The organism is Salmonella sp. 32031103-2018-00083-FB-01-SM-01, assembly GCF_017571995.1.
Taxonomy (GTDB): Bacteria; Pseudomonadota; Gammaproteobacteria; order Enterobacterales; family Enterobacteriaceae; genus Salmonella; species Salmonella enterica.
The window spans coordinates 818885-838445 of record NZ_JAGEQL010000001.1 but is presented as its reverse complement, the minus strand read 5'-3'; the positions used below and the strand labels follow the sequence as shown (position 1 = coordinate 838445).

Sequence of the window (19561 nt, the reverse complement as noted above, 5' to 3'; positions counted from 1 at the left end):
TTCTTTTCCTTAACGCTTAGCGTACCTGGACGGCAATCAGTTCGCTGCCGTCGTCGCCGAGCACGTGGGTTGAACAGGCGAGGCAGGGGTCGAAGCTGTGCAGCGTCCTCAGGATTTCTAACGGTTGGTCGGGAATCGCCATTTGCGTTCCCATCAATGCCGCTTCATAGGCGCCGATCTGTTTTTTAGGATCGCGCGGGCTGGCGTTCCAGGTGGTGGGAACCACGCACTGATAGAGTTCAATCTTCTGATCGCGTATTGACGCCCAGTGTCCCAACGCTCCGCGAGGCGCTTCGGTAAAACCGATGCCGCGGCAGTGCTGCGGCCAACTGGCCGGTTCCCATTTCTCGGTATTGGCGGTGGCCAGGTCGCCGTTTTTCAGGTTGGTCATAAGCCTGTCGAAAAAATACTGCAGCTTACCGACGGCCCATTGCGCTTCGTGCGCGCGGCATAAAATACGACCAAGCGTAGACTGGATACCGGAGAGCGGCAGTTTAAGGGCGGACATCATGCGATCTACCGACTCTATGGTGGCGGCATCCCCTTTGTGGTACGCGATAAGCGTTCGGGCAAGCGGGCCGACTTCCATGGCATGACCCCGCCAGCGCGGCGCTTTAATCCAGGAGTAACGTTCCTGCTCGTTGAGCTGCTGGATATGCGTATCGCTGCCTTTGACATCACCCGGGTTGTACCAGGGATCGGTAATGCCGTCAAAAGGATGACGACCCAGCCGATCGTCCGGATAGCGGTACCAGGCGTGATCCACAAACTCCTGTATCTGCTGCGGATCGGCCAAATCTACCGGCATGACATTTTTAAAATCGCCATTGACCACCGCGCCGCCCGGCATTAACAGGCTTTGCTGGCTGAAGTCGTTGGCAATGTCCGGAAATGCGCCGTAACTCAGCACGCATTTATCCGACAGACCGGTGCCAATTTGACTCCATGCTTTATTGAACTGGCCGATAGCCAGCGCGTCCGGAACCATCACGTTGTTAATGAAGTCGGCGGTGCGGGTGATGATCGACTGCACCAGGTTGAGGCGCTCCATATTGATAGCCCCGACCGCGCCGCTTTGATCGAGATTGATCGCGCACGGCATCCCGCCGACGATCCAGTTAGGATGGGGGTTCTTACCGCCAAATATGGTATGGATTTTGACGATCTCGCGTTGGAAGTCGAGGGCTTCAAGATAGTGGGCAAAACCCATCAGATTAGCCTCTGGCGACAGTTTGTACTGTGGATGTCCCCAATAGCCGTTACGGAATATCCCAAGCTGGCCGCCATCGACAAATTTCTTCAATCGATTTTGTACGTCAAAGAAGTAGCCCGGCGATGACATCGGCCAGGCGGAAAGGCTTTGCGCCAACTGCGAGGTGGCGCGCGGATCGGCTTTCAGCGCATTCAGAACATCAATCCAGTCCATGCCGGCTAACTGATAAAAATGGACCAGATGATCGTGACACCACAACGTAGCCAGCATGATGTTACGTATAATATTGGCGTTATCCGGCACCTGGATACCAATCGCATCTTCGATAGCGTACACCGATGCCAGAGCATGTACCCCGGTACAGACACCACAAATACGTTCAACAAACGCCCAGGCGTCACGCGGGTCACGGCCTTGCAGAATGATCTCCAGCCCGCGGAACATCGTGCCGCAGGAAACGGCATTGGTAATGACGTTTTGCTCATCAATGTTCACTTCGCAGCGCATATGCCCTTCGATGCGGGTAATCGGGTCCACGATCAGACGACGGCCGGCGTCGTTAACGGTATAACCCTGGGTTTGATACTGGTTACTCATGCCTGTTTATCCTCATTGTCCGGCTGTTGTTCGGCTTGCGCTAACTGTTGTTTGTGGCGTTTACGTTGGTTGAGCGCGCTGGCGACAGCGTGACCGCCAACGCCCGCCGCGACCACGCCCAGCGCGGTCAGCCCCACCGTATCGGCGGTTGAATGGGTACCCATCTGGGGAATATCCACCACGCGGCTATAAAACGAGCCGCGATCCCAGAAACCATTTTCTGAACATCCCAGACATCCGTGACCGGACTGGATAGGAAAGGAGACGCCGTCATTCCAGCGTGTGGAGGAGCAGGCGTTATAGGTGGTTGGTCCTTTACAGCCCATCTTGTACAGGCAGTATCCCTTGCGGGCGGCGTCATCATCCCAGCTCTCGACAAATTCACCGGCGTCAAAATGGGCGCGGCGGTAGCATTTATCGTGGATACGCTGACCGTAGAACATTAGTGGACGGCCCATGCGATCGAGTTCCGGCAGACGATCAAACGTCACCATATAGGTGATAATGGCGCTCATGACATCCGGGATTGGCGGACATCCAGGGACCTTCACGATCGGCTTGTCGGTGATCACTTTATCGATAGGCGTTGCCTGGGTCGGATTGGGGCGGGCGGCCTGGACGCAACCCCAGGAAGCGCAGTTTCCCCAGGCAATAATAGCGCTGGCGCCCGCGGCGGCTTTCTTCAGTTTTTCAATAAACGGGCGACCGCCGCTGATACAGAACATCCCTTGTTCTCCTAACGGTGGATTGCCTTCCACCGCCAGAATGTATTTCCCGGCGTAGCGAGTGGTAATATCGTCAAAGACTTCTTCGGCCTGTGCGCCGGCGGCGGCCATCAGGGTGTCGTCATAATCGAGGGAAATCAGCGAGAGGATCACATCTTTGGCTAGCGGGTGCGAGGAACGGATAAAGGATTCGGTACAGCAGGTGCATTCCAGTCCATGAATCCAGACCACCGGAATCCGCGGTTTATTCTCCAGCGCCCAGGCGATCTTTGGCGTCATTCCGGCGCTCAGTCCCAGCGATGTGGCGGCAAGGCTACAGAATTTGAGAAAGCTGCGTCGGGTCACTCCCTTACGACGCATGGCTTGATAAAAGGTCTCCTCGTTATTCATAACGCGTATTTTTTCTCCTTTTTGCACCACGCTCCGCCAGGGGCATAAGGCGCTTTTGCGGGTCCGTTGACGTTCCGCCAGCAAGGCAAATCATTGTGTTACGCGCGAGCGCGGAAACGAGCCCGATTCACTTTGCACCGGCGTATATCGCCAGAAATAATGTGAAAAAAGCGTATCGGATTAACGATAAGAAACAATGTGAAGTGTGTGGGTATAGCTTATAGCGGTATATTTATACCCATTATCGGTTTTTCGGCGAAAGGGCCGTGGCGGGGAAGGACGGTTGAGCTTGTTCCAGGATGAGGTTTCAGCGAGTGACCTCGGGTAGATTTAGCCTGGTCTCGCCATTTCAGGGATACGTAAGTTGATGCAAAAGGAGGGAGGATTTGATGTCATCGTTAAAAGAAGCATACTTCGTGATGATTTTTATATAAAATGGTGGTGCTGGTTTTAAAGGAATGCAAAAAAGAGACTGTTTGAAAGAGGGCGTCCCATGAAAAATAACATCAGATTTGACTTGTCCGATTATTTGATTCATTTTTTTCGGGACGTTGATTTAGAGACCGGTAGCCATATTTATTTGCCTGAGCACTGTGGTTTTAATAATCAGCATCACGCATGTTTCATTGATGCTAAATATTTACTTAGATTATCTTTACGCAGTCATAAAATTTTCTCTTCCTGGTCATACCGAAATGGGCAACGAACCGTATATGGCGACTCCCCGGTGGTATGCTTTACAGATATGCCGATTGCAGCTTATTTAGAAACTGGTGTTCGCCGATTAGAACGAAATGAAAAAATCGGTTTATATGCAATCGTTTTACCTAAAGAGCAAATGTTTAATTATGGGGCAAGGCCAGTCATATATGGGTTAGATCAGCATAACAATGCTCGATACTCGCAAGGCAGAAACGGGGAACGTATTCTTGATGAAACGGTTCTTCCTTTGATTGAACAATATAGATATGTTACTTATGTTCCAGGTAAGGTTGACTGGACACATGAACGCGAATGGCGATGGCCATATCGTGGCGATATTAAAAATTTCCTTAATCATATTAAAGAGTATGGTATTCCGGAAGACATTGAAAATACCCCAGGGTTTGATTTTAAATCAAGCGAAATAAATGGTGCGGGAATAATCGTCCCGTTTGCAGAAGATATCCCTACCGTAGCTCACGATATTTTAACTTTAATTGACCGGGGTATCATTGGAAGAAATACTTTCAAATTCATTATAGCTGTAGAGAGTTTACAATCATGGACCCAGCTCTCGGAACCGGGCGCGTTACTGTCTTGTATTAATGATAATACTTTCGGATTTGAATCTTTTTTTGATTTATCTGCATCTAAAGTAAAAAATTATGCTGGTTCTATCAATGATTATGTAAATGAATTATATTCAAAAAAAGATTTTTTAAATGATAGTTATGCAATGGAATTTGGAAATGCCTGGGTCTGGATTCATGATAACCAATCCCAGGTGGTACGGGCGTTACTGCAGGCTGGAATGATCGAGGTTAATAAAGAAGGGCGGTACTTATTAGATGTTAATTTGGCTTTTGTCGATTGGCCATTAGGAAGGAAACAAGCTTTCGCAAGTCATGTTGCGGGATGGCTGAAACATCGTTTTAATATCGAGGCGGGAGGGTACTCCGTTCAGGGAAAAGATCATTATGATGCGATCCCAAGTTATGAGACGCCGCTAAAGGACCAGCACCCTTTTTATAATCATACAGTGAATGTCGACTGGTAATTAAGAAAAGAACTTACCCTGTTAGCTCTGCGTTAATTGAGCCTGTCAGCATGAGTTGAGATATTATGAAATAAAAAATCCACGCGGCTGCGTGGATTTTATGACTTTCTTTGCCTCTCATGAGGTTCAATGAAACCTCATGAGACAACAAATGTTATTTAGACGTTGAACAGGAAGTTCATTATATCGCCATCTTTAACGATGTAATCTTTGCCTTCCGCTCGCATCTTACCGGCTTCTTTCGCGCCTTGTTCACCTTTATAGGTAATAAAGTCGTCAAAGGCGATAGTTTGGGCGCGGATAAAGCCTTTTTCGAAGTCGGTATGGATTTTACCTGCCGCCTGCGGCGCGGTTGCGCCAACCGGAATGGTCCATGCGCGAACTTCTTTCACCCCGGCGGTAAAGTAGGTCTGGAGGTTCAGCAGGCGATAACCTGCGCGAATAACGCGGTTCAGCCCCGGTTCTTCCAGACCCAGTTCAGCCATAAATTCGTCGCGCTCGTCATCATCCAGCTCAGCAATATCAGCTTCGACGGCGGCACACACCGGAACCACGACCGAACCTTCTTTGGCGGCGATTTCGCGAACCTGGTCGAGATACGGGTTATTTTCAAAACCGTCTTCATTGACGTTAGCGATATACATCGTCGGCTTCAGCGTCAGGAAGCTTAAATAACGGATAGCCGCTTTATCTTCGTCCGTCAGGTCCAGCGAACGCAGCATCCCCGCTTCGGCCAGGTGCGGCAGGCATTTTTCCAGCGCGGCCAGTTCCGCTTTGGCGTCTTTATCGCCGCCTTTGGCTTTCTTCTGTACGCGATGGATAGCGCGCTCGCAGGTATCGAGGTCAGCCAGCGCCAGTTCGGTATTGATAACATCAATATCTTCTGCCGGATTTACTTTACCCGCCACGTGGATGATATTGTCGTTCTCAAAGCAGCGAACCACGTGACCGATAGCTTCGGTTTCACGGATATTGGTCAGGAACTGGTTACCCAACCCTTCGCCTTTGGACGCGCCTTTCACCAGACCGGCGATATCCACGAACTCCATCGTGGTTGGTAGAATGCGTTGCGGTTTAACAATCTCAGCCAACTGGTCCAGACGCGGATCGGGCATCGGCACGACACCGGTATTCGGTTCGATAGTGCAGAACGGAAAGTTTGCCGCTTCAATACCGGCTTTTGTCAGCGCGTTGAACAGGGTGGATTTCCCGACGTTGGGCAGACCGACGATACCGCATTTGAATCCCATGATTTAACTCACCTTAATATCTTAATAATCAACCTGTTATAGAAAACAGATTGCAGAAATGGAAATAACTTCGCCTATTATACACGGCGTGCGGCAAAAATGCCGCACATCACTGGTTATTGCGCCTTAAAGGTATGCAAACGGCTTGTTGCTTTGGCCAGACCCTCTTTGAACCACAATTCCGTACAGCGTGCCGCTTCGTCAATGGCCTCATCAATTAATTTTTGTTCAGAAACAGGGGGGTTACCCAGCACGAAACCAACAACTTTATTTTTATCGCCTGGATGACCAATTCCAACGCGTAAGCGGTGAAAGTTGGGATTATTGCCCAGCTTGCTGATGATGTCTTTCAGACCATTGTGGCCGCCGTGGCCGCCGCCAAGTTTAAATTTCGCGACGCCCGGAGGGAGATCCAGCTCGTCGTGAGCGACCAGAATTTCGTCCGGCTGAATACGGTAAAAACTGGCCATTGCGCCAACTGCTTTACCACTGAGGTTCATGAACGTGGTGGGTACCAGCAGGCGAACATCTTCCCCTTCCAGCGTGATGCGTGAGGTATAGCCAAAGAATTTAGGCTCTTCACGCAATGGCGCACGCAGGCGCTCCGCCAGTAAATCGACGTACCATGCGCCTGCATTGTGTCGCGTCGCGGCATATTCCGCGCCGGGATTCGCCAGACCAACAATCAATTTAATTGCCACGTTTTTTGTCCTGAGTAGATCCATAACTGGCGCGTAGTTTACTGTCTGTCTGCCCGCTTGACAAAACACAGCGACACTCTGAAGTAAATTAAATAATTGCCAGCATTGATTATTAAAAATGTAAACTGTTCAGTGTGTTATTTGTAAAGTTTTGTTAAATGAAAATTTACATTTGTGATCACAGCCGCACTTACAAACGAAAGTGTTGTCTATACTTTACACATAAAGTTTAGGGGGATTTCCTAAAAACAACCCAAAAGTTCCGGAGGTGACATATGAAACGCAAAAACGCTTCGTTATTCGGTAACGTGCTGATGGGGTTGGGGCTGGTCGTGATGGTTGTCGGCGTGGGTTACTCTATTTTAAACCAACTGCCGCAGTTTAATTTGCCGCAATTTTTTGCGCATGGCGCAATACTGAGCATTTTTGTCGGTGCAGTTCTTTGGCTGGCGGGGGCTCGTGTAGGGGGGCATGAGCAGGTGAGCGACAAATATTGGTGGGTACGTCACTATGACAAACGTTGCCGCCGTAACGACAATCGTCGTCATAGCTAACCGGTTCAGGCCCGGTAAGCGTTATCGCCACCGGGCATTGTCCATTAACTGAGTAAATCCGCTAACGCCTCCGTCCTGTTCGGGAAGAAGGTCAGACGCCCAGGAATAGGTTTGATACCGGCACGCGCCATTGTGCGCAGCGGTTGGAACTCCAGGTTACTGATACGCAATTCGCAACCCTCCGGCAGACGCTTCACAAAACGCTGAAAAGCATCAAGCCCGCCTGCATCCAGTACTGGCACTGCGTCCCATTTCAGAACGACGATACGTTTGCCCTTAATACGTGACTCAAGGTCGGTAAACAGCCCTTCCGCCGCAGCGAAAAAGAGCGGCCCGATAACACGCAGCACCAGCACATCATCAGGCACATCGACATTGACCGGCGCAAGTCGAGTCATTCGCGCAATACGGCGCATAAACAGCAGGGAAGCAAGGACAATCCCCACGCTGATGGCGATGACCATATCAAACAGAACCGTTAATGACATGCACAGCAGCATAACGATAATGTCGTCTTTCGGCGCATGGCGTAACAGATCCACCACTTTATGGGCTTCACTCATATTCCATGCCACCATCAGCAGTAGCGCCGCCATCGCGGAAAGCGGCAGCCAGGAGAGTAGCGGGGCCAAGACCAGTAGCGCCAGAATGACCAGGATAGCGTGAATTACCGCCGAGATGGGAGAGGTCGCGCCAGCGCGGACGTTGGCGGCAGAGCGGGCAATCGCGGCGGTGGCGGTGATGCCGCCAAAGAACGGCGCGACCATATTCCCCAGCCCCTGGCCGATAAGTTCGCTGTTAGCTTTATGTTTGGTGCCGGTCATGCCGTCCAGCACGACGGCGCAGAGCAATGATTCGATTGCCCCCAGCATTGCCATCGAGAAGGCCGCTGGCAGCAGCGCGCGCAGTGAATCCCAGCTTAGCGTGAAATCGGAGCCAGGAAGACTCCACGGCAGCATCAGTTGCGGCAGGAGCTGCGGGATGCCGTTGCCCTGAGTGCCGTCAGCCAGAACGTAATGGAACTGTGAGCCGATAGTCGCCACATTGCCGCCCAGCAGATTAACAATCCCCATCACGGCGCAACCGGCCAGCAGCGCGGGAAGATGTCCTGGCAGACGAATACCGAGACGCGGCCAGAAAATCAACGTTCCCAGCGTTACCACGCCAATGGCGGCATCGCCAATATTGACGGTGGGCAACGCCATAAACAGCGCGCCGACTTTCTGCAAATAGTGCTCTGGCACATGGGCCATCTGCAGACCAAGAAAATCTTTAATCTGCATGGTACCGATGGTAATACCAATCCCTGAGGTAAAACCCAACGTGACCGACACCGGGATATATTCAATCAATCGCCCCAGTCTCGCCAGGCCGAAAAGGATCAGGAAGAAGCCCGACATCAGCGTGGCGACCAGTAGGCCCGCCAGACCAAACTGTTGCGATACCGGATACAAAATCACCACAAACGCGGCGGTAGGGCCGGAAACGCTAAAGCGCGAGCCGCCGGTTAGCGCGATCACGATCCCGGCGACAGCGGAGGTATAGAGGCCATATTGCGGCGCAACGCCACTGCCAATTGCCAGCGCCATCGCCAGCGGGATAGCAATAATCCCGACGGTGATCCCGGCTATCACATCACGGGTGAACCGGGAGGCGGTATATTTTTCTTTCCAGCAAGCATCGATGAGAGCGCGGAAAGGCATCACATGTGAGGAAAATAATTTGTTCACAATAATGTTTCATCCATGAGCGCATCATCTGTCAACTAAATGGCAGGTGAAGGAGGCATAAGTCATACAAAAGGGTGTTACAGACAAAAAAACCCGCCGCAGCGGGTTTCAGATCCGGGTTCGATCAATGCTCGAACATGGCGGAAATCGATTCTTCGTTGCTGATGCGGCGAATCGCTTCGGCCAGCATACCTGACAGGGTCAAGGTACGCACGTTCGGCAGCGCTTTGATTTCGTCGGTCAGCGGAATGGTGTCGCAGACAACGACTTCATCAATGACGGAGTTGCGCAGGTTGTTTGCCGCATTGCCTGAGAAGATCGGGTGCGTCGCGTAGGCAAACACGCGTTTAGCGCCACGTTCTTTCAATGCTTCTGCTGCTTTGCACAGAGTACCGCCGGTATCGATCATATCATCAACCAGCACGCAGTCACGGCCAGCGACGTCGCCGATGATGTGCATCACCTGAGAAACGTTCGCGCGCGGACGACGTTTATCAATGATAGCCATATCGGTATCGTTCAGCAGCTTAGCGATAGCGCGGGCACGAACCACGCCGCCAATATCCGGAGAAACCACGATCGGGTTATCCAGATTCAGTTGCAGCATATCTTCGAGCAGGATTGGGCTACCGAACACGTTATCAACCGGAACGTCAAAGAAGCCCTGGATCTGTTCAGCATGCAGATCTACGGTGAGAACGCGGTCAACGCCGACGCTGGACAGGAAGTCAGCGACAACTTTTGCGGTAATCGGCACACGGGCGGAACGTACGCGACGGTCCTGACGTGCATAGCCAAAGTAGGGGATAACGGCGGTGATACGACCTGCGGAAGCACGACGCAGGGCATCAACCATAACGACCAATTCCATCAGGTTGTCGTTGGTTGGGGCACAAGTGGACTGGATGATGAAAATATCACCACCGCGTACATTTTCGTTGATTTGTACGCTGACTTCGCCGTCGCTAAAGCGACCTACGGCGGCGTCGCCGAGAGAAGTGTACAGGCGGTTGGCAATACGTTGTGCTAGTTCCGGGGTGGCGTTACCAGCAAAAAGCTTCATATCAGGCACGAGAAGAACCTCAGGCATGCGTCCATTGGTGGAAAGAATCTGCCGAAAACTGTGCGGGCCAGGCAAAATCCTATCCAGGCGGTGTATTAAAGAGCGCGATGCAACGTCTGGAACAAGGTGACGTTGTCACCGAAGCTCAGCTTGCCCGGCTTACTCGTCTTCATTCACGTTTCATGTGCGCTGGTATCGATGCCTCACACCGGTCAAATACGGCATATATGACCGGCGACTCGTCATTTCGCCATCTTCCTGAAACCCGAATGCGTTAGAGTAACTCTCGATGCAATGGGGAGAGGTTGACACCCTTCGCCACAAAAGCATTGAGCCATTCCGGGGCTTGCTCAAGCACCTGGCGAGCACAAGACTCTGTATCGAATTCAGCAAAGACACAGGCCCCTGTCCCAGTCAGGCGCGACGGCGCGTATTCTAACAGCCAGGAAAGCGCCGCATCAACCTCGCGAAAACGTTTTCTTGCGATAACCTCGCAATCATTGCTGAATTCACATTTTAGTAACGTATCTATTGACCTTTTTGGCGTATTGCGCGGCAATTGAGGATCTTTAAAGATAACCGGCGTCGGAATGCTTACGCCAGGGTGCGCGACCAGATACCATTTTTCCGGCGGATTCACCGGCGTTAATATTTCGCCTACGCCTTCGGCAAACGCGGCATGGCCGCGGACAAACACTGGAACATCCGCGCCGAGCGTCAGGCCGAGCGTCGCCAGTTCATCAATGGAAAGCCCGCATTGCCAAAGATGATTGAGCGCCACCAGAACGGTCGCGGCGTTAGACGAGCCGCCGCCCAGACCGCCGCCCATGGGAAGGCGCTTCTCAATGCTGATATCCGCACCGCTTCCGGTGGGCAGGCGTCCACTCTCCGAGGCGACTTTCATCAACAGCCGCGCGGCGCGGACGATCAGATTGTCTTCATTTTCAACGCCGTTAACCGACGTTAATAAATGGATTTCGCCATCGTGACGCGGTTCGATGTGGAGTGTGTCGCCATAATCCAGAAACTGAAACAGCGTCTGCAGCGTGTGGTAGCCGTCTGCACGCTGTCCGGTGATATATAAAAACAGGTTTAATTTTGCCGGAGAAGGCCAATGGGTCATCATTTCACAATCCAGTTATCCATTTTCAGCTTAATGCGCTGACTGCCGTCTGAAAGCTCCATATTGGCAGGCATGGCAGGCTGCGTTTTGTTGTCATAGCCACCGTAAACCACTTTCCAGTTTTTACCATCCTGGCGATAGTTCACTTCGCTCAGGCGGTACTGGTCGTCCAGTTTGTAGTCGGTGGCATCGCCAGGCAGACCGAGGATCCACTGCCGCAGGCTGTTTAACGGAATCGGCATCCCGGTGAGTTTGCCGATCATCTCTTCGGCGTCATCGGCGGTATAACGCTGGCCTTTGTTATCCACCAACTGGACGTTGCCCGGCTGGGCGTTAAGCTCCAGCTCGGTGCTGCCCAGCGGGTTGGTAAGCAGCAGGCGGTAGCGATCCTGTCCGGTCTGTTGCCAGAAGAAGCGCGCATAGACTTTCTGATCATCTGAGATGTAAGCAAAGGCGCCGCGCGTCTGGTATTGATTCAGATGACGCACCTCTTGCTGATGCTGGAGCCACTGAGGGGAATCCGGGCTCTTGCCCGGGCCTTTATGCCCAGGAAGCGTACAGGCGGTGAGAACCAGGCTTGCTAACGGCAGTAGACGAATCAGGCGAAAATCGGGCAGGGTCATAGTGATGACGAATCCTTGTGATACGGTGCAATAATTGCCTGATGGCGTTACGCTTATCAGGCCTGAAAACTGAACCTGCAGGCTGTAAAAACGTTCGCGCCGCGATTCGGCAAATTTTTGCTATCGGTTACAGTTATAGCCTTTAATGCTAGCGCCGCCTGGTGACATCGTCTACTTTCAAGTTGTCTTAAATCATCAAATTAGCGAGCGCTGCCAATTACTCCAAAAGGGGGCTCTCTCTTTTATTGACCACGCGCATCCTGTATGATGCAAGCAGACTAACCATATCAACGCTGGTACTACTCCCGCAGACATGACCCTTTTAGCGCTCGGTATTAACCATAAAACGGCACCTGTATCGCTGCGAGAACGCGTAACGTTTTCGCCGGACACGCTTGATCAGGCGCTGGACAGCCTGCTTGCGCAGCCAATGGTGCAGGGCGGGGTCGTGCTGTCAACCTGTAACCGTACAGAACTGTATTTGAGCGTGGAAGAGCAGGATAACCTGCAGGAAGCGCTGATCCGCTGGTTATGCGATTACCATAACCTGAACGAGGACGATCTGCGCAACAGTCTGTACTGGCATCAGGACAATGACGCCGTCAGCCACCTGATGCGCGTCGCCAGCGGTCTGGATTCACTGGTGCTGGGCGAACCGCAAATCCTCGGTCAGGTGAAAAAAGCGTTTGCGGATTCGCAAAAAGGCCACCTTAACGCCAGCGCGCTGGAGCGAATGTTTCAGAAGTCTTTTTCCGTCGCCAAGCGAGTGCGGACTGAAACCGATATCGGCGCCAGCGCCGTCTCCGTCGCGTTTGCCGCCTGTACGCTCGCCCGCCAAATCTTCGAATCGCTCTCGACGGTCACTGTACTGTTAGTTGGCGCGGGCGAAACCATTGAACTGGTGGCGCGTCACCTGCGCGAGCATAAAGTACAAAAGATGATTATCGCCAACCGAACCCGCGAGCGCGCGCAAGCCCTGGCGGATGAAGTAGGCGCTGAGGTTATCTCGCTCAGCGATATCGACGCCCGTTTGCAGGATGCCGATATTATCATCAGTTCGACCGCCAGCCCGCTGCCGATTATCGGTAAAGGCATGGTGGAGCGCGCATTAAAAAGCCGTCGCAACCAGCCGATGCTGCTGGTGGATATCGCCGTACCGCGCGACGTTGAGCCGGAAGTCGGCAAACTGGCGAACGCTTATCTTTATAGCGTCGATGATTTACAGAGCATCATTTCGCATAATCTGGCGCAGCGTCAGGCTGCGGCGGTGGAAGCGGAAACGATTGTTGAGCAGGAAGCCAGCGAGTTTATGGCCTGGCTACGCGCCCAGGGGGCCAGCGAGACCATTCGGGAATACCGTAGTCAGTCGGAGCAGATTCGTGACGAACTGACTACCAAAGCGCTGTCGGCCCTTCAACAGGGCGGTGATGCGCAAGCCATCTTGCAGGATCTGGCATGGAAACTGACCAACCGCCTGATTCATGCGCCAACGAAATCACTTCAACAGGCTGCCCGTGACGGGGATGACGAACGCCTGAATATTCTGCGCGACAGCCTCGGGCTGGAGTAGCAGCACACACCACACTTTTTTACAGGGTGAATTTACGCCTATGAAGCCTTCTATCGTTGCCAAACTGGAAGCCCTGCACGAACGCCATGAGGAAGTTCAGGCGTTGCTGGGCGATGCGGGAATTATCGCCGACCAGGACCGCTTTCGCGCATTGTCGCGCGAATATGCGCAATTAAGCGACGTTTCTCGCTGTTTTACGGACTGGCAACAGGTTCAGGACGATATCGAGACGGCTCAGATGATGCTCGACGATCCTGAAATGCGAGAAATGGCGCAGGAAGAACTGCGCGAAGCGAAAGAAAAAAGCGAACAACTGGAGCAACAGTTACAGGTACTGCTGCTGCCGAAAGATCCGGACGATGAACGAAACGCGTTCCTTGAGGTTCGTGCCGGCACCGGCGGCGACGAAGCCGCGCTGTTTGCCGGCGATCTGTTCCGCATGTACAGCCGTTATGCCGAAGCGCGCCGCTGGCGCGTGGAGATCATGAGCATGAGCGAAGGCGAGCATGGCGGTTATAAAGAGATCATCGCCAAAATCAGCGGCGACGGCGTGTATGGCCGACTGAAATTTGAGTCCGGCGGACACCGCGTACAGCGTGTTCCGGCGACCGAGTCGCAGGGGCGTATCCATACCTCCGCCTGTACCGTCGCCGTGATGCCGGAGCTGCCGGAAGCCGAGCTGCCGGATATTAACCCAGCGGATCTGCGCATTGATACGTTTCGTTCTTCCGGCGCGGGCGGTCAGCACGTTAACACCACCGACTCCGCTATCCGTATTACCCACTTGCCGACCGGCATCGTGGTGGAATGCCAGGACGAGCGTTCGCAGCATAAAAACAAAGCGAAAGCGCTCTCGGTGCTTGGGGCGCGCATTCACGCCGCCGAAACGGCAAAACGCCAGCAGGCCGAGGCGTCAACGCGCCGCAACCTGCTTGGCAGCGGCGATCGCAGCGATCGTAACCGGACCTATAATTTCCCGCAGGGGCGCGTGACCGATCATCGTATTAATCTGACGTTATATCGCCTTGATGAAACGATGGAAGGTAAGTTGGATATGCTGATTGAGCCGATTGTTCAGGAACATCAGGCTGACCTGTTAGCCGCCTTGTCCGAGCAGGAATAATGGATTTTCAGCACTGGCTGCATGAGGCGGTAAACCAGCTCCGGGACAGCGACAGCCCCCGGCGCGACGCCGAGATCCTGCTTGAGTACGTTACGGGCAAGGGGCGGACGTATATCATGGCCTTTGGCGAAACGCCGCTTACCGACGTCCAGCAACAACAGCTCGCGGATCTGCTGCAGCGGCGTAAACAGGGCGAACCCATTGCGTACCTGACGGGCTTACGCGAATTCTGGTCGCTGCCGCTCTTCGTTTCTCCCGCCACGCTAATCCCGCGCCCGGATACCGAATGTCTGGTGGAACAGGCGTTGGCGCGATTGCCGGTCAAAACCTGTCGTATTCTGGATTTAGGCACCGGAACCGGCGCGATTGCGCTGGCGCTGGCCTGCGAGCGACCGGATTGCGAGGTGACTGCGGTCGATCGTATGCCTGATGCGGTTGCGCTGGCGATACGCAACGCGGAACATTTGGCTATCCGGAATGTGCGTATACTGCAAAGTTGTTGGTTCAGCGCGCTATCGGGGCAGCAGTTCGACATGATTGTCAGCAATCCGCCCTACATTGATGCGCAGGACCCGCACCTTAGCGAAGGCGATGTACGCTTTGAACCGCGCTCGGCGTTGGTAGCGGACGAAAACGGTATGGCGGATCTTACGCATATTATCGATAACGCTCGCCAGATGTTAACGCCCGGCGGCTTCCTGCTGCTGGAACACGGTTGGCAGCAAGGCGAAGCGGTAAGAGCGGTTTTCAGGCGGTCTGGTTACTCGGATGTAGAAACGTGTCGTGATTATGGTGGTAATGAACGCGTGACCTGCGGACGTTTTACGCCATGACAATTGTAATGTTGCTCACGCTTCATCTTATCTGTGTTGCGCTTTCCGTCAGTTTGTTTGTCGCTCGTTACTGGTGGCGCTATTGCGGCCATGCGTTGGCCGCCGCGCGCTGGACACGAATCGTGCCTCCCGTCATAGATACCCTGTTACTGCTTAGCGGTATTGGGTTAATCGTTAAAACGCACATCCTGCCATTCACGGAGTCGGGCTCATGGCTGACTGAAAAACTGTTTGGCGTTATCATCTACATCGTTTTGGGTTTTATTGCGCTTGATTATCGTCAGGCGCGCAGCCAGCAGGCGCGTTTTATCGCTTTTCCGCTGGCGCTGGTGGTGCTGTACATCATCATTAAACTCGCCACCACAAAAATACCGTTACTGGGGTAAGTCATGAGGTCGTTAGCTGATTTCGAATTTAACAATGCGCCGCTGTGTGATGGCATGATCCTGGCATCAGAGATGATTCGCCTGGATTTTCCCACGCAGTTTGTCTACGACGAACTGGAACGTCTGGTCAGTCTGGCGCAGGAAGAAATTAGCCAGCTCCTGTCTCAGGATGAGCAACTGGAAAAATTGCTGGCACTTTTTTACGGCGAGTGGGGGTTCACGGATTCCCGTGGCGTCTACCGTCTTTCTGATGCTTTATGGCTCGATAAAGTCCTGAAAAAACGCCAGGGTAGCGCGGTATCGTTGGGCGCTATTTTATTATGGATAGCAAACCGTCTTGATTTGCCGTTGGTGCCCGTTATCTTCCCAACGCAGTTGATTTTGCGTATTGAATCGCTGGAAGGGGAAATGTGGCTGATTAACCCGTTCAACGGTGAAACGCTTGATGAACATACTCTGGAAGTCTGGTTAAAAGGCAATATTAGTCCGGTCGCCGAGTTGTTTAATGAAGATTTGGACGAAGCGGATAACGCCGAAGTGATTCGTAAGCTACTGGATACGCTGAAATCCTCGCTGATGGAGGAACGGCAAATGGAGCTGGCGCTGCGCGTTAGCGAAGCATTGTTGCAATTTAACCCGGAAGATCCTTACGAAATCCGTGACCGCGGGTTGATCTACGCGCAGCTTGAGTGTGAACACGTTGCGCTGACTGATTTAAGCTACTTCGTTGAACAGTGTCCGGAAGACCCGATCAGCGAAATGATTCGTGCGCAGATCAACACCATTGCGCACAAGCAAATTGTTCTACATTAATTAACCGACATTTTACCTATAAGTGTAAGGCGATCCTATGAAACAAAAAGTGGTTAACATTGGCGACATTAAGGTGGCAAATGACCTGCCGTTTGTGCTGTTTGGCGGTATGAACGTGTTGGAGTCACGCGATCTGGCAATGCGCATTTGTGAGCACTACGTAACCGTTACCCAGAAGCTGGGTATTCCTTACGTGTTCAAGGCCTCTTTTGATAAAGCCAACCGTTCCTCTATTCACTCTTACCGTGGGCCGGGTCTGGAAGAAGGGATGAAAATCTTCCAGGAACTCAAGCAGACATTTGGCGTAAAAGTGATCACTGACGTCCATGAAGCCAGCCAGGCGCAGCCTGTGGCTGATGTGGTTGACGTGATTCAGCTCCCGGCGTTTCTGGCGCGCCAGACCGACCTGGTGGAAGCGATGGCGAAAACCGGCGCTGTGATTAACGTGAAAAAGCCGCAGTTCGTAAGCCCGGGTCAGATGGGCAATATCGTGGATAAGTTCCATGAGGGCGGTAACGATAAGGTGATTCTGTGCGACCGCGGCGCGAACTTCGGTTATGACAACCTGGTGGTGGATATGCTGGGCTTTAGCGTGATGAAAAAGGTCTCCGGCAACTCGCCGGTGATTTTCGACGTTACCCATGCGCTGCAATGCCGCGACCCATTTGGCGCCGCCTCGGGCGGTCGTCGTGGTCAGGTGACCGAGCTGGCGCGCGCCGGTATGGCTGTCGGTCTGGCGGGCCTGTTCCTGGAGTCGCATCCGGACCCGGCTAACGCGAAGTGCGACGGTCCTTCCGCGCTGCCGCTGGCGAAACTGGAGCAGTTCCTGACCCAGATAAAAGCGATTGATGATTTGGTGAAAAGCTTCGACGAGCTGGATACCGAGAACTGATTGCGGTTTTTAGCTTGTGTAGGCCGGATAAGATACTATCCGGCTTTTTTATATCAGGCAAAAATCGTCATCAGATAGGCGGCAAATAAAGCCAGATGCGCCGCGCCGTTTAGCACGTTGGTGCGTCCGGTAGAGAACGAAATATGGCACAGCACTAACGAGGCTACCATCACTACCATTTCCGGCGCGCCTAAACCAAACACCAGATCATTACCTGTCGCCCAGGCGATGAGCGTGACGACCGGCACGGTTAATGAAATCGTCGCCAACACCGATCCGAAGAACAGATTCATTGCCCGTTGAACCTGATTATTCAGTACCGCCTTCAGCGCGCCCAGTCCTTCCGGCGAGAGAATTAACAGCGCGACCAGGAAACCGGTAAAGGCGACCGGGGCGTTCATGCTGGTCAGCAACGCCTCCAGCGGGCTGGCATTCATTTTGGTAACGGCAATGACCGCAATTAAATGAATGAGTAACCAGACCGTATGCCAGCCGCTACTGTGCGCGGAGGGTTTACCGTGGTGTGGATTGTCATCATCGCCTTCATCTTCATGTTCATAGATAAATAAGCTCTGGTGCGTTTTGGTTTGAATCAACAAAAATACGCCGTACATCGCGGCAGAAATTAACGCGACCAATAATGCCTGACCGGTAGAGAAATTGGCTTGTGGCAATGCCATTGGAAAAACCAGCACAATAATCGCCAGCGGAAACAGCGCGATAAGGTACTGCTTAATCCCGAATAAATTCATATATTGCGTTGCGAATTTACGCCCGCCCAACAACAACGAGAAACCGACCAGTCCCCCGGTGACAATCATAATAATAGAGTAGAGCGTATCACGCATAAGCGTTGGCGCAGCATCGCCGGTGGCCATCAGCGCTGAAATTAAACTCACCTCAAGAATAACGACGGACAGGCTTAAAATAAGCGATCCGTAGGGTTCGCCGAGTCGGTGCGCTAATACATCGGCATGACGGACCACGCTAAATGCGCTGCTTAAAATACCAATAAGTGCAAGGATATTGATGCCAATAACCACTGGTAGTGACTGGCTGCTTCCCCAAAGGAACAGCACTACCAGCGCAAGAACCGGGAAAATAAGCGAAGTCTCCTTATGGCGGGTTTTCACCGCCTCACAGGCATGTGTCATGAGGGTCTCCCTTGTGCAGGTGTTAATATTTTGGAAAGAGTAAAGAAGGTAAAAATAGCAGAAATTTGTATTTTTTTAGTGGTTTTTTACGTAGTTTTACGGCGTAGACGATTTTTTTCTTTCAAGGTCAGTAAAACAAGCATCTTGTTTTAACAGTGTTTAAATAACAAAAAGTTAATTTCCGTAAAAAGCAAAAATCCTCCTCGACTGGCGTAATAACGCATTGTTTACCACACTTAATGTTTTCCCTGAAGACGGAGGTGCGGATGCCGTATAAAGCCAAAAGTGATTTACCCGATAATGTGCGGAATGTTCTTCCAGCCCATGCCCAGGACATTTACAAAGAAGCGTTTAATAGCGCCTGGGAGCAATATAAAGATAAAGCCGATCGTCGTGATGACGCCAGTCGCGAGGAAACCGCACACAAAGTCGCCTGGGCGGCGGTTAAAAACGATTATGAAAAAGGCGAGGATGATAAATGGCATAAGAAAAAATGAACGCGGTATTACTCGCGTGTTAGCCTGATTTTCTTGCCGGAAGTCTATCCTGACGCGGGAGCTTTTCCCGCGTACAGATTTAAAATGTCAGCACTTTGTCCGCCGCCAGCGTCCATTGCGCCAGCTCGACCAGCGTTCCGATTTCCACACCGTCAATCAGCGGCAGGGGAGTGATACCACGTCCGTCCGCACAGGTTTTGCATAATTTTACCGGTACGTTTTGCGCGGTCAGAATTTCCAGCATTTGCTGAATATTGTAGCCCTCGGCTGGTTTTTGACCGCGTAACCCTGCGGTTACGGCATCTGACATCAAAAACAGGCGTAAATTGAGATGGCTTTCCTGCTCGCGCAGCGCAATGGCCAGACGCAGGCTATTAAATAATGATTCGCTGCCGTAGGCGGCGCCGTTAGCGATAATGACGATATTTTGCATGGATAACCCTTCTCCTTGAGAAATTTTGTCGGCAATGGCGTTATGTTACCTCGGGAACCGGGTGCCGCCAAATGCGTGGATAAAATCCCGGGACGCTCTGCAGAAAAAATAAGGATATTCCTGGAAGCACGA

General features: G+C 52.3%; 19 protein-coding genes. 9 read left to right on the top strand and 10 right to left on the bottom strand.

What is annotated here, in order from left to right:
- Window positions 1-16: 16 nt before the first annotated feature.
- Both hyaB and hyaA read right to left on the bottom strand, forming a co-directional pair.
- Complete coding sequence (hyaB, locus tag J4614_RS04120) at window positions 17-1810, bottom strand: Ni/Fe-hydrogenase large subunit (protein WP_000070982.1); 1794 nt, start codon at window positions 1808-1810, stop codon at window positions 17-19.
- Window positions 1807-2925, bottom strand: a complete 1119-nt coding sequence (gene hyaA / locus J4614_RS04115; RefSeq protein ID WP_001058316.1) for a hydrogenase 1 small subunit — start codon at window positions 2923-2925, stop codon at window positions 1807-1809. Before hyaA ends, hyaB begins: the two co-directional genes overlap by 4 nt.
- A gap of 493 nt (window positions 2926-3418) precedes the next feature.
- Here hyaA and J4614_RS04110 point away from each other — a divergent pair, with 493 nt between their 5' ends.
- Window positions 3419-4684 (top strand): DUF4427 domain-containing protein, encoded by a 1266-nt coding sequence (locus tag J4614_RS04110; protein WP_138020002.1) that lies wholly within the window; start codon window positions 3419-3421, stop codon window positions 4682-4684.
- Window positions 4685-4842: 158 nt separating this feature from the next.
- Here J4614_RS04110 and ychF read toward each other — a convergent pair whose 3' ends face one another.
- Together ychF and pth are read right to left on the bottom strand one after the other, a co-directional pair.
- Window positions 4843-5934 (bottom strand): redox-regulated ATPase YchF, encoded by a 1092-nt coding sequence (ychF, locus tag J4614_RS04105; RefSeq protein ID WP_000505850.1) that lies wholly within the window; start codon window positions 5932-5934, stop codon window positions 4843-4845.
- Window positions 5935-6050: 116 nt separating this feature from the next.
- Complete coding sequence (gene pth, locus J4614_RS04100; protein WP_001538256.1) at window positions 6051-6635, bottom strand: aminoacyl-tRNA hydrolase; 585 nt, start codon at window positions 6633-6635, stop codon at window positions 6051-6053.
- Between the two features lie 275 nt (window positions 6636-6910).
- On the opposite strand from pth, the gene ychH reads away from it, so the two are divergent.
- Entirely contained in the window at window positions 6911-7189 is a 279-nt protein-coding gene (ychH, locus tag J4614_RS04095; RefSeq protein ID WP_000823878.1) for a stress-induced protein YchH, read from the top strand.
- 44 nt (window positions 7190-7233) lie between these two features.
- Here the strand turns inward: ychH and dauA are convergent, their stop codons facing one another.
- The 4 genes from dauA to lolB all read right to left on the bottom strand — a co-directional run bounded on the left by dauA (window position 7234) and on the right by lolB (window position 11728).
- Complete coding sequence (dauA, locus tag J4614_RS04090) at window positions 7234-8919, bottom strand: C4-dicarboxylic acid transporter DauA (RefSeq protein ID WP_001037181.1); 1686 nt, start codon at window positions 8917-8919, stop codon at window positions 7234-7236.
- A gap of 124 nt (window positions 8920-9043) precedes the next feature.
- Complete coding sequence (gene prs / locus J4614_RS04085; protein WP_001518537.1) at window positions 9044-9991, bottom strand: ribose-phosphate diphosphokinase; 948 nt, start codon at window positions 9989-9991, stop codon at window positions 9044-9046.
- Window positions 9992-10256: 265 nt separating this feature from the next.
- Window positions 10257-11108, bottom strand: a complete 852-nt coding sequence (gene ispE / locus J4614_RS04080) for a 4-(cytidine 5'-diphospho)-2-C-methyl-D-erythritol kinase (RefSeq protein ID WP_138020001.1) — start codon at window positions 11106-11108, stop codon at window positions 10257-10259.
- Window positions 11105-11728: a lipoprotein insertase outer membrane protein LolB gene (gene lolB, locus J4614_RS04075; RefSeq protein ID WP_138020000.1), complete on the bottom strand. Its 624-nt coding sequence runs from the start codon at window positions 11726-11728 to the stop codon at window positions 11105-11107. The genes ispE and lolB overlap by 4 nt, the downstream gene beginning before the upstream one ends.
- A 313-nt stretch (window positions 11729-12041) precedes the next feature.
- Between lolB and hemA the strand changes: the two genes are divergently transcribed.
- Genes hemA through kdsA form a run of 6 tightly spaced genes read left to right on the top strand, consistent with a single transcriptional unit; the run spans window position 12042 to window position 17345 of the window.
- On the top strand, window positions 12042-13298 hold the full coding sequence (gene hemA / locus J4614_RS04070; protein ID WP_000173208.1) for a glutamyl-tRNA reductase: 1257 nt from the start codon (window positions 12042-12044) through the stop codon (window positions 13296-13298).
- Between the two features lie 40 nt (window positions 13299-13338).
- Window positions 13339-14421, top strand: a complete 1083-nt coding sequence (prfA, locus tag J4614_RS04065; RefSeq protein WP_000804703.1) for a peptide chain release factor 1 — start codon at window positions 13339-13341, stop codon at window positions 14419-14421.
- The gene (gene prmC / locus J4614_RS04060) at window positions 14421-15254 is read left to right on the top strand and encodes a peptide chain release factor N(5)-glutamine methyltransferase (RefSeq protein WP_000347310.1); all 834 of its coding nucleotides are present in this window, start codon (window positions 14421-14423) and stop codon (window positions 15252-15254) included. The genes prfA and prmC overlap by 1 nt, the downstream gene beginning before the upstream one ends.
- Complete coding sequence (sirB2, locus tag J4614_RS04055; protein ID WP_000158022.1) at window positions 15251-15640, top strand: invasion regulator SirB2; 390 nt, start codon at window positions 15251-15253, stop codon at window positions 15638-15640. Before prmC ends, sirB2 begins: the two co-directional genes overlap by 4 nt.
- Window positions 15641-15643: 3 nt before the next feature.
- A complete protein-coding gene (gene sirB1 / locus J4614_RS04050; RefSeq protein ID WP_001257065.1) occupies window positions 15644-16453 on the top strand; it encodes an invasion regulator SirB1 in 810 nt (269 codons plus the stop codon).
- Window positions 16454-16490: 37 nt separating this feature from the next.
- Complete coding sequence (gene kdsA / locus J4614_RS04045) at window positions 16491-17345, top strand: 3-deoxy-8-phosphooctulonate synthase (RefSeq protein WP_000811046.1); 855 nt, start codon at window positions 16491-16493, stop codon at window positions 17343-17345.
- A gap of 53 nt (window positions 17346-17398) precedes the next feature.
- Here the strand turns inward: kdsA and chaA are convergent, their stop codons facing one another.
- The gene (gene chaA, locus J4614_RS04040) at window positions 17399-18499 is read right to left on the bottom strand and encodes a sodium-potassium/proton antiporter ChaA (protein WP_000148418.1); all 1101 of its coding nucleotides are present in this window, start codon (window positions 18497-18499) and stop codon (window positions 17399-17401) included.
- Window positions 18500-18765: 266 nt separating this feature from the next.
- Between chaA and chaB the strand changes: the two genes are divergently transcribed.
- A complete protein-coding gene (chaB, locus tag J4614_RS04035; RefSeq protein ID WP_001146392.1) occupies window positions 18766-18996 on the top strand; it encodes a putative cation transport regulator ChaB in 231 nt (76 codons plus the stop codon).
- Between the two features lie 79 nt (window positions 18997-19075).
- Here chaB and J4614_RS04030 read toward each other — a convergent pair whose 3' ends face one another.
- Window positions 19076-19429 carry a DsrE/DsrF/TusD sulfur relay family protein gene (locus tag J4614_RS04030; protein ID WP_001179795.1) on the bottom strand — a complete coding sequence of 118 codons (354 nt, stop codon included), beginning with the start codon at window positions 19427-19429 and terminating at the stop codon, window positions 19076-19078.
- Between the last annotated feature and the right edge of the window lie 132 nt (window positions 19430-19561).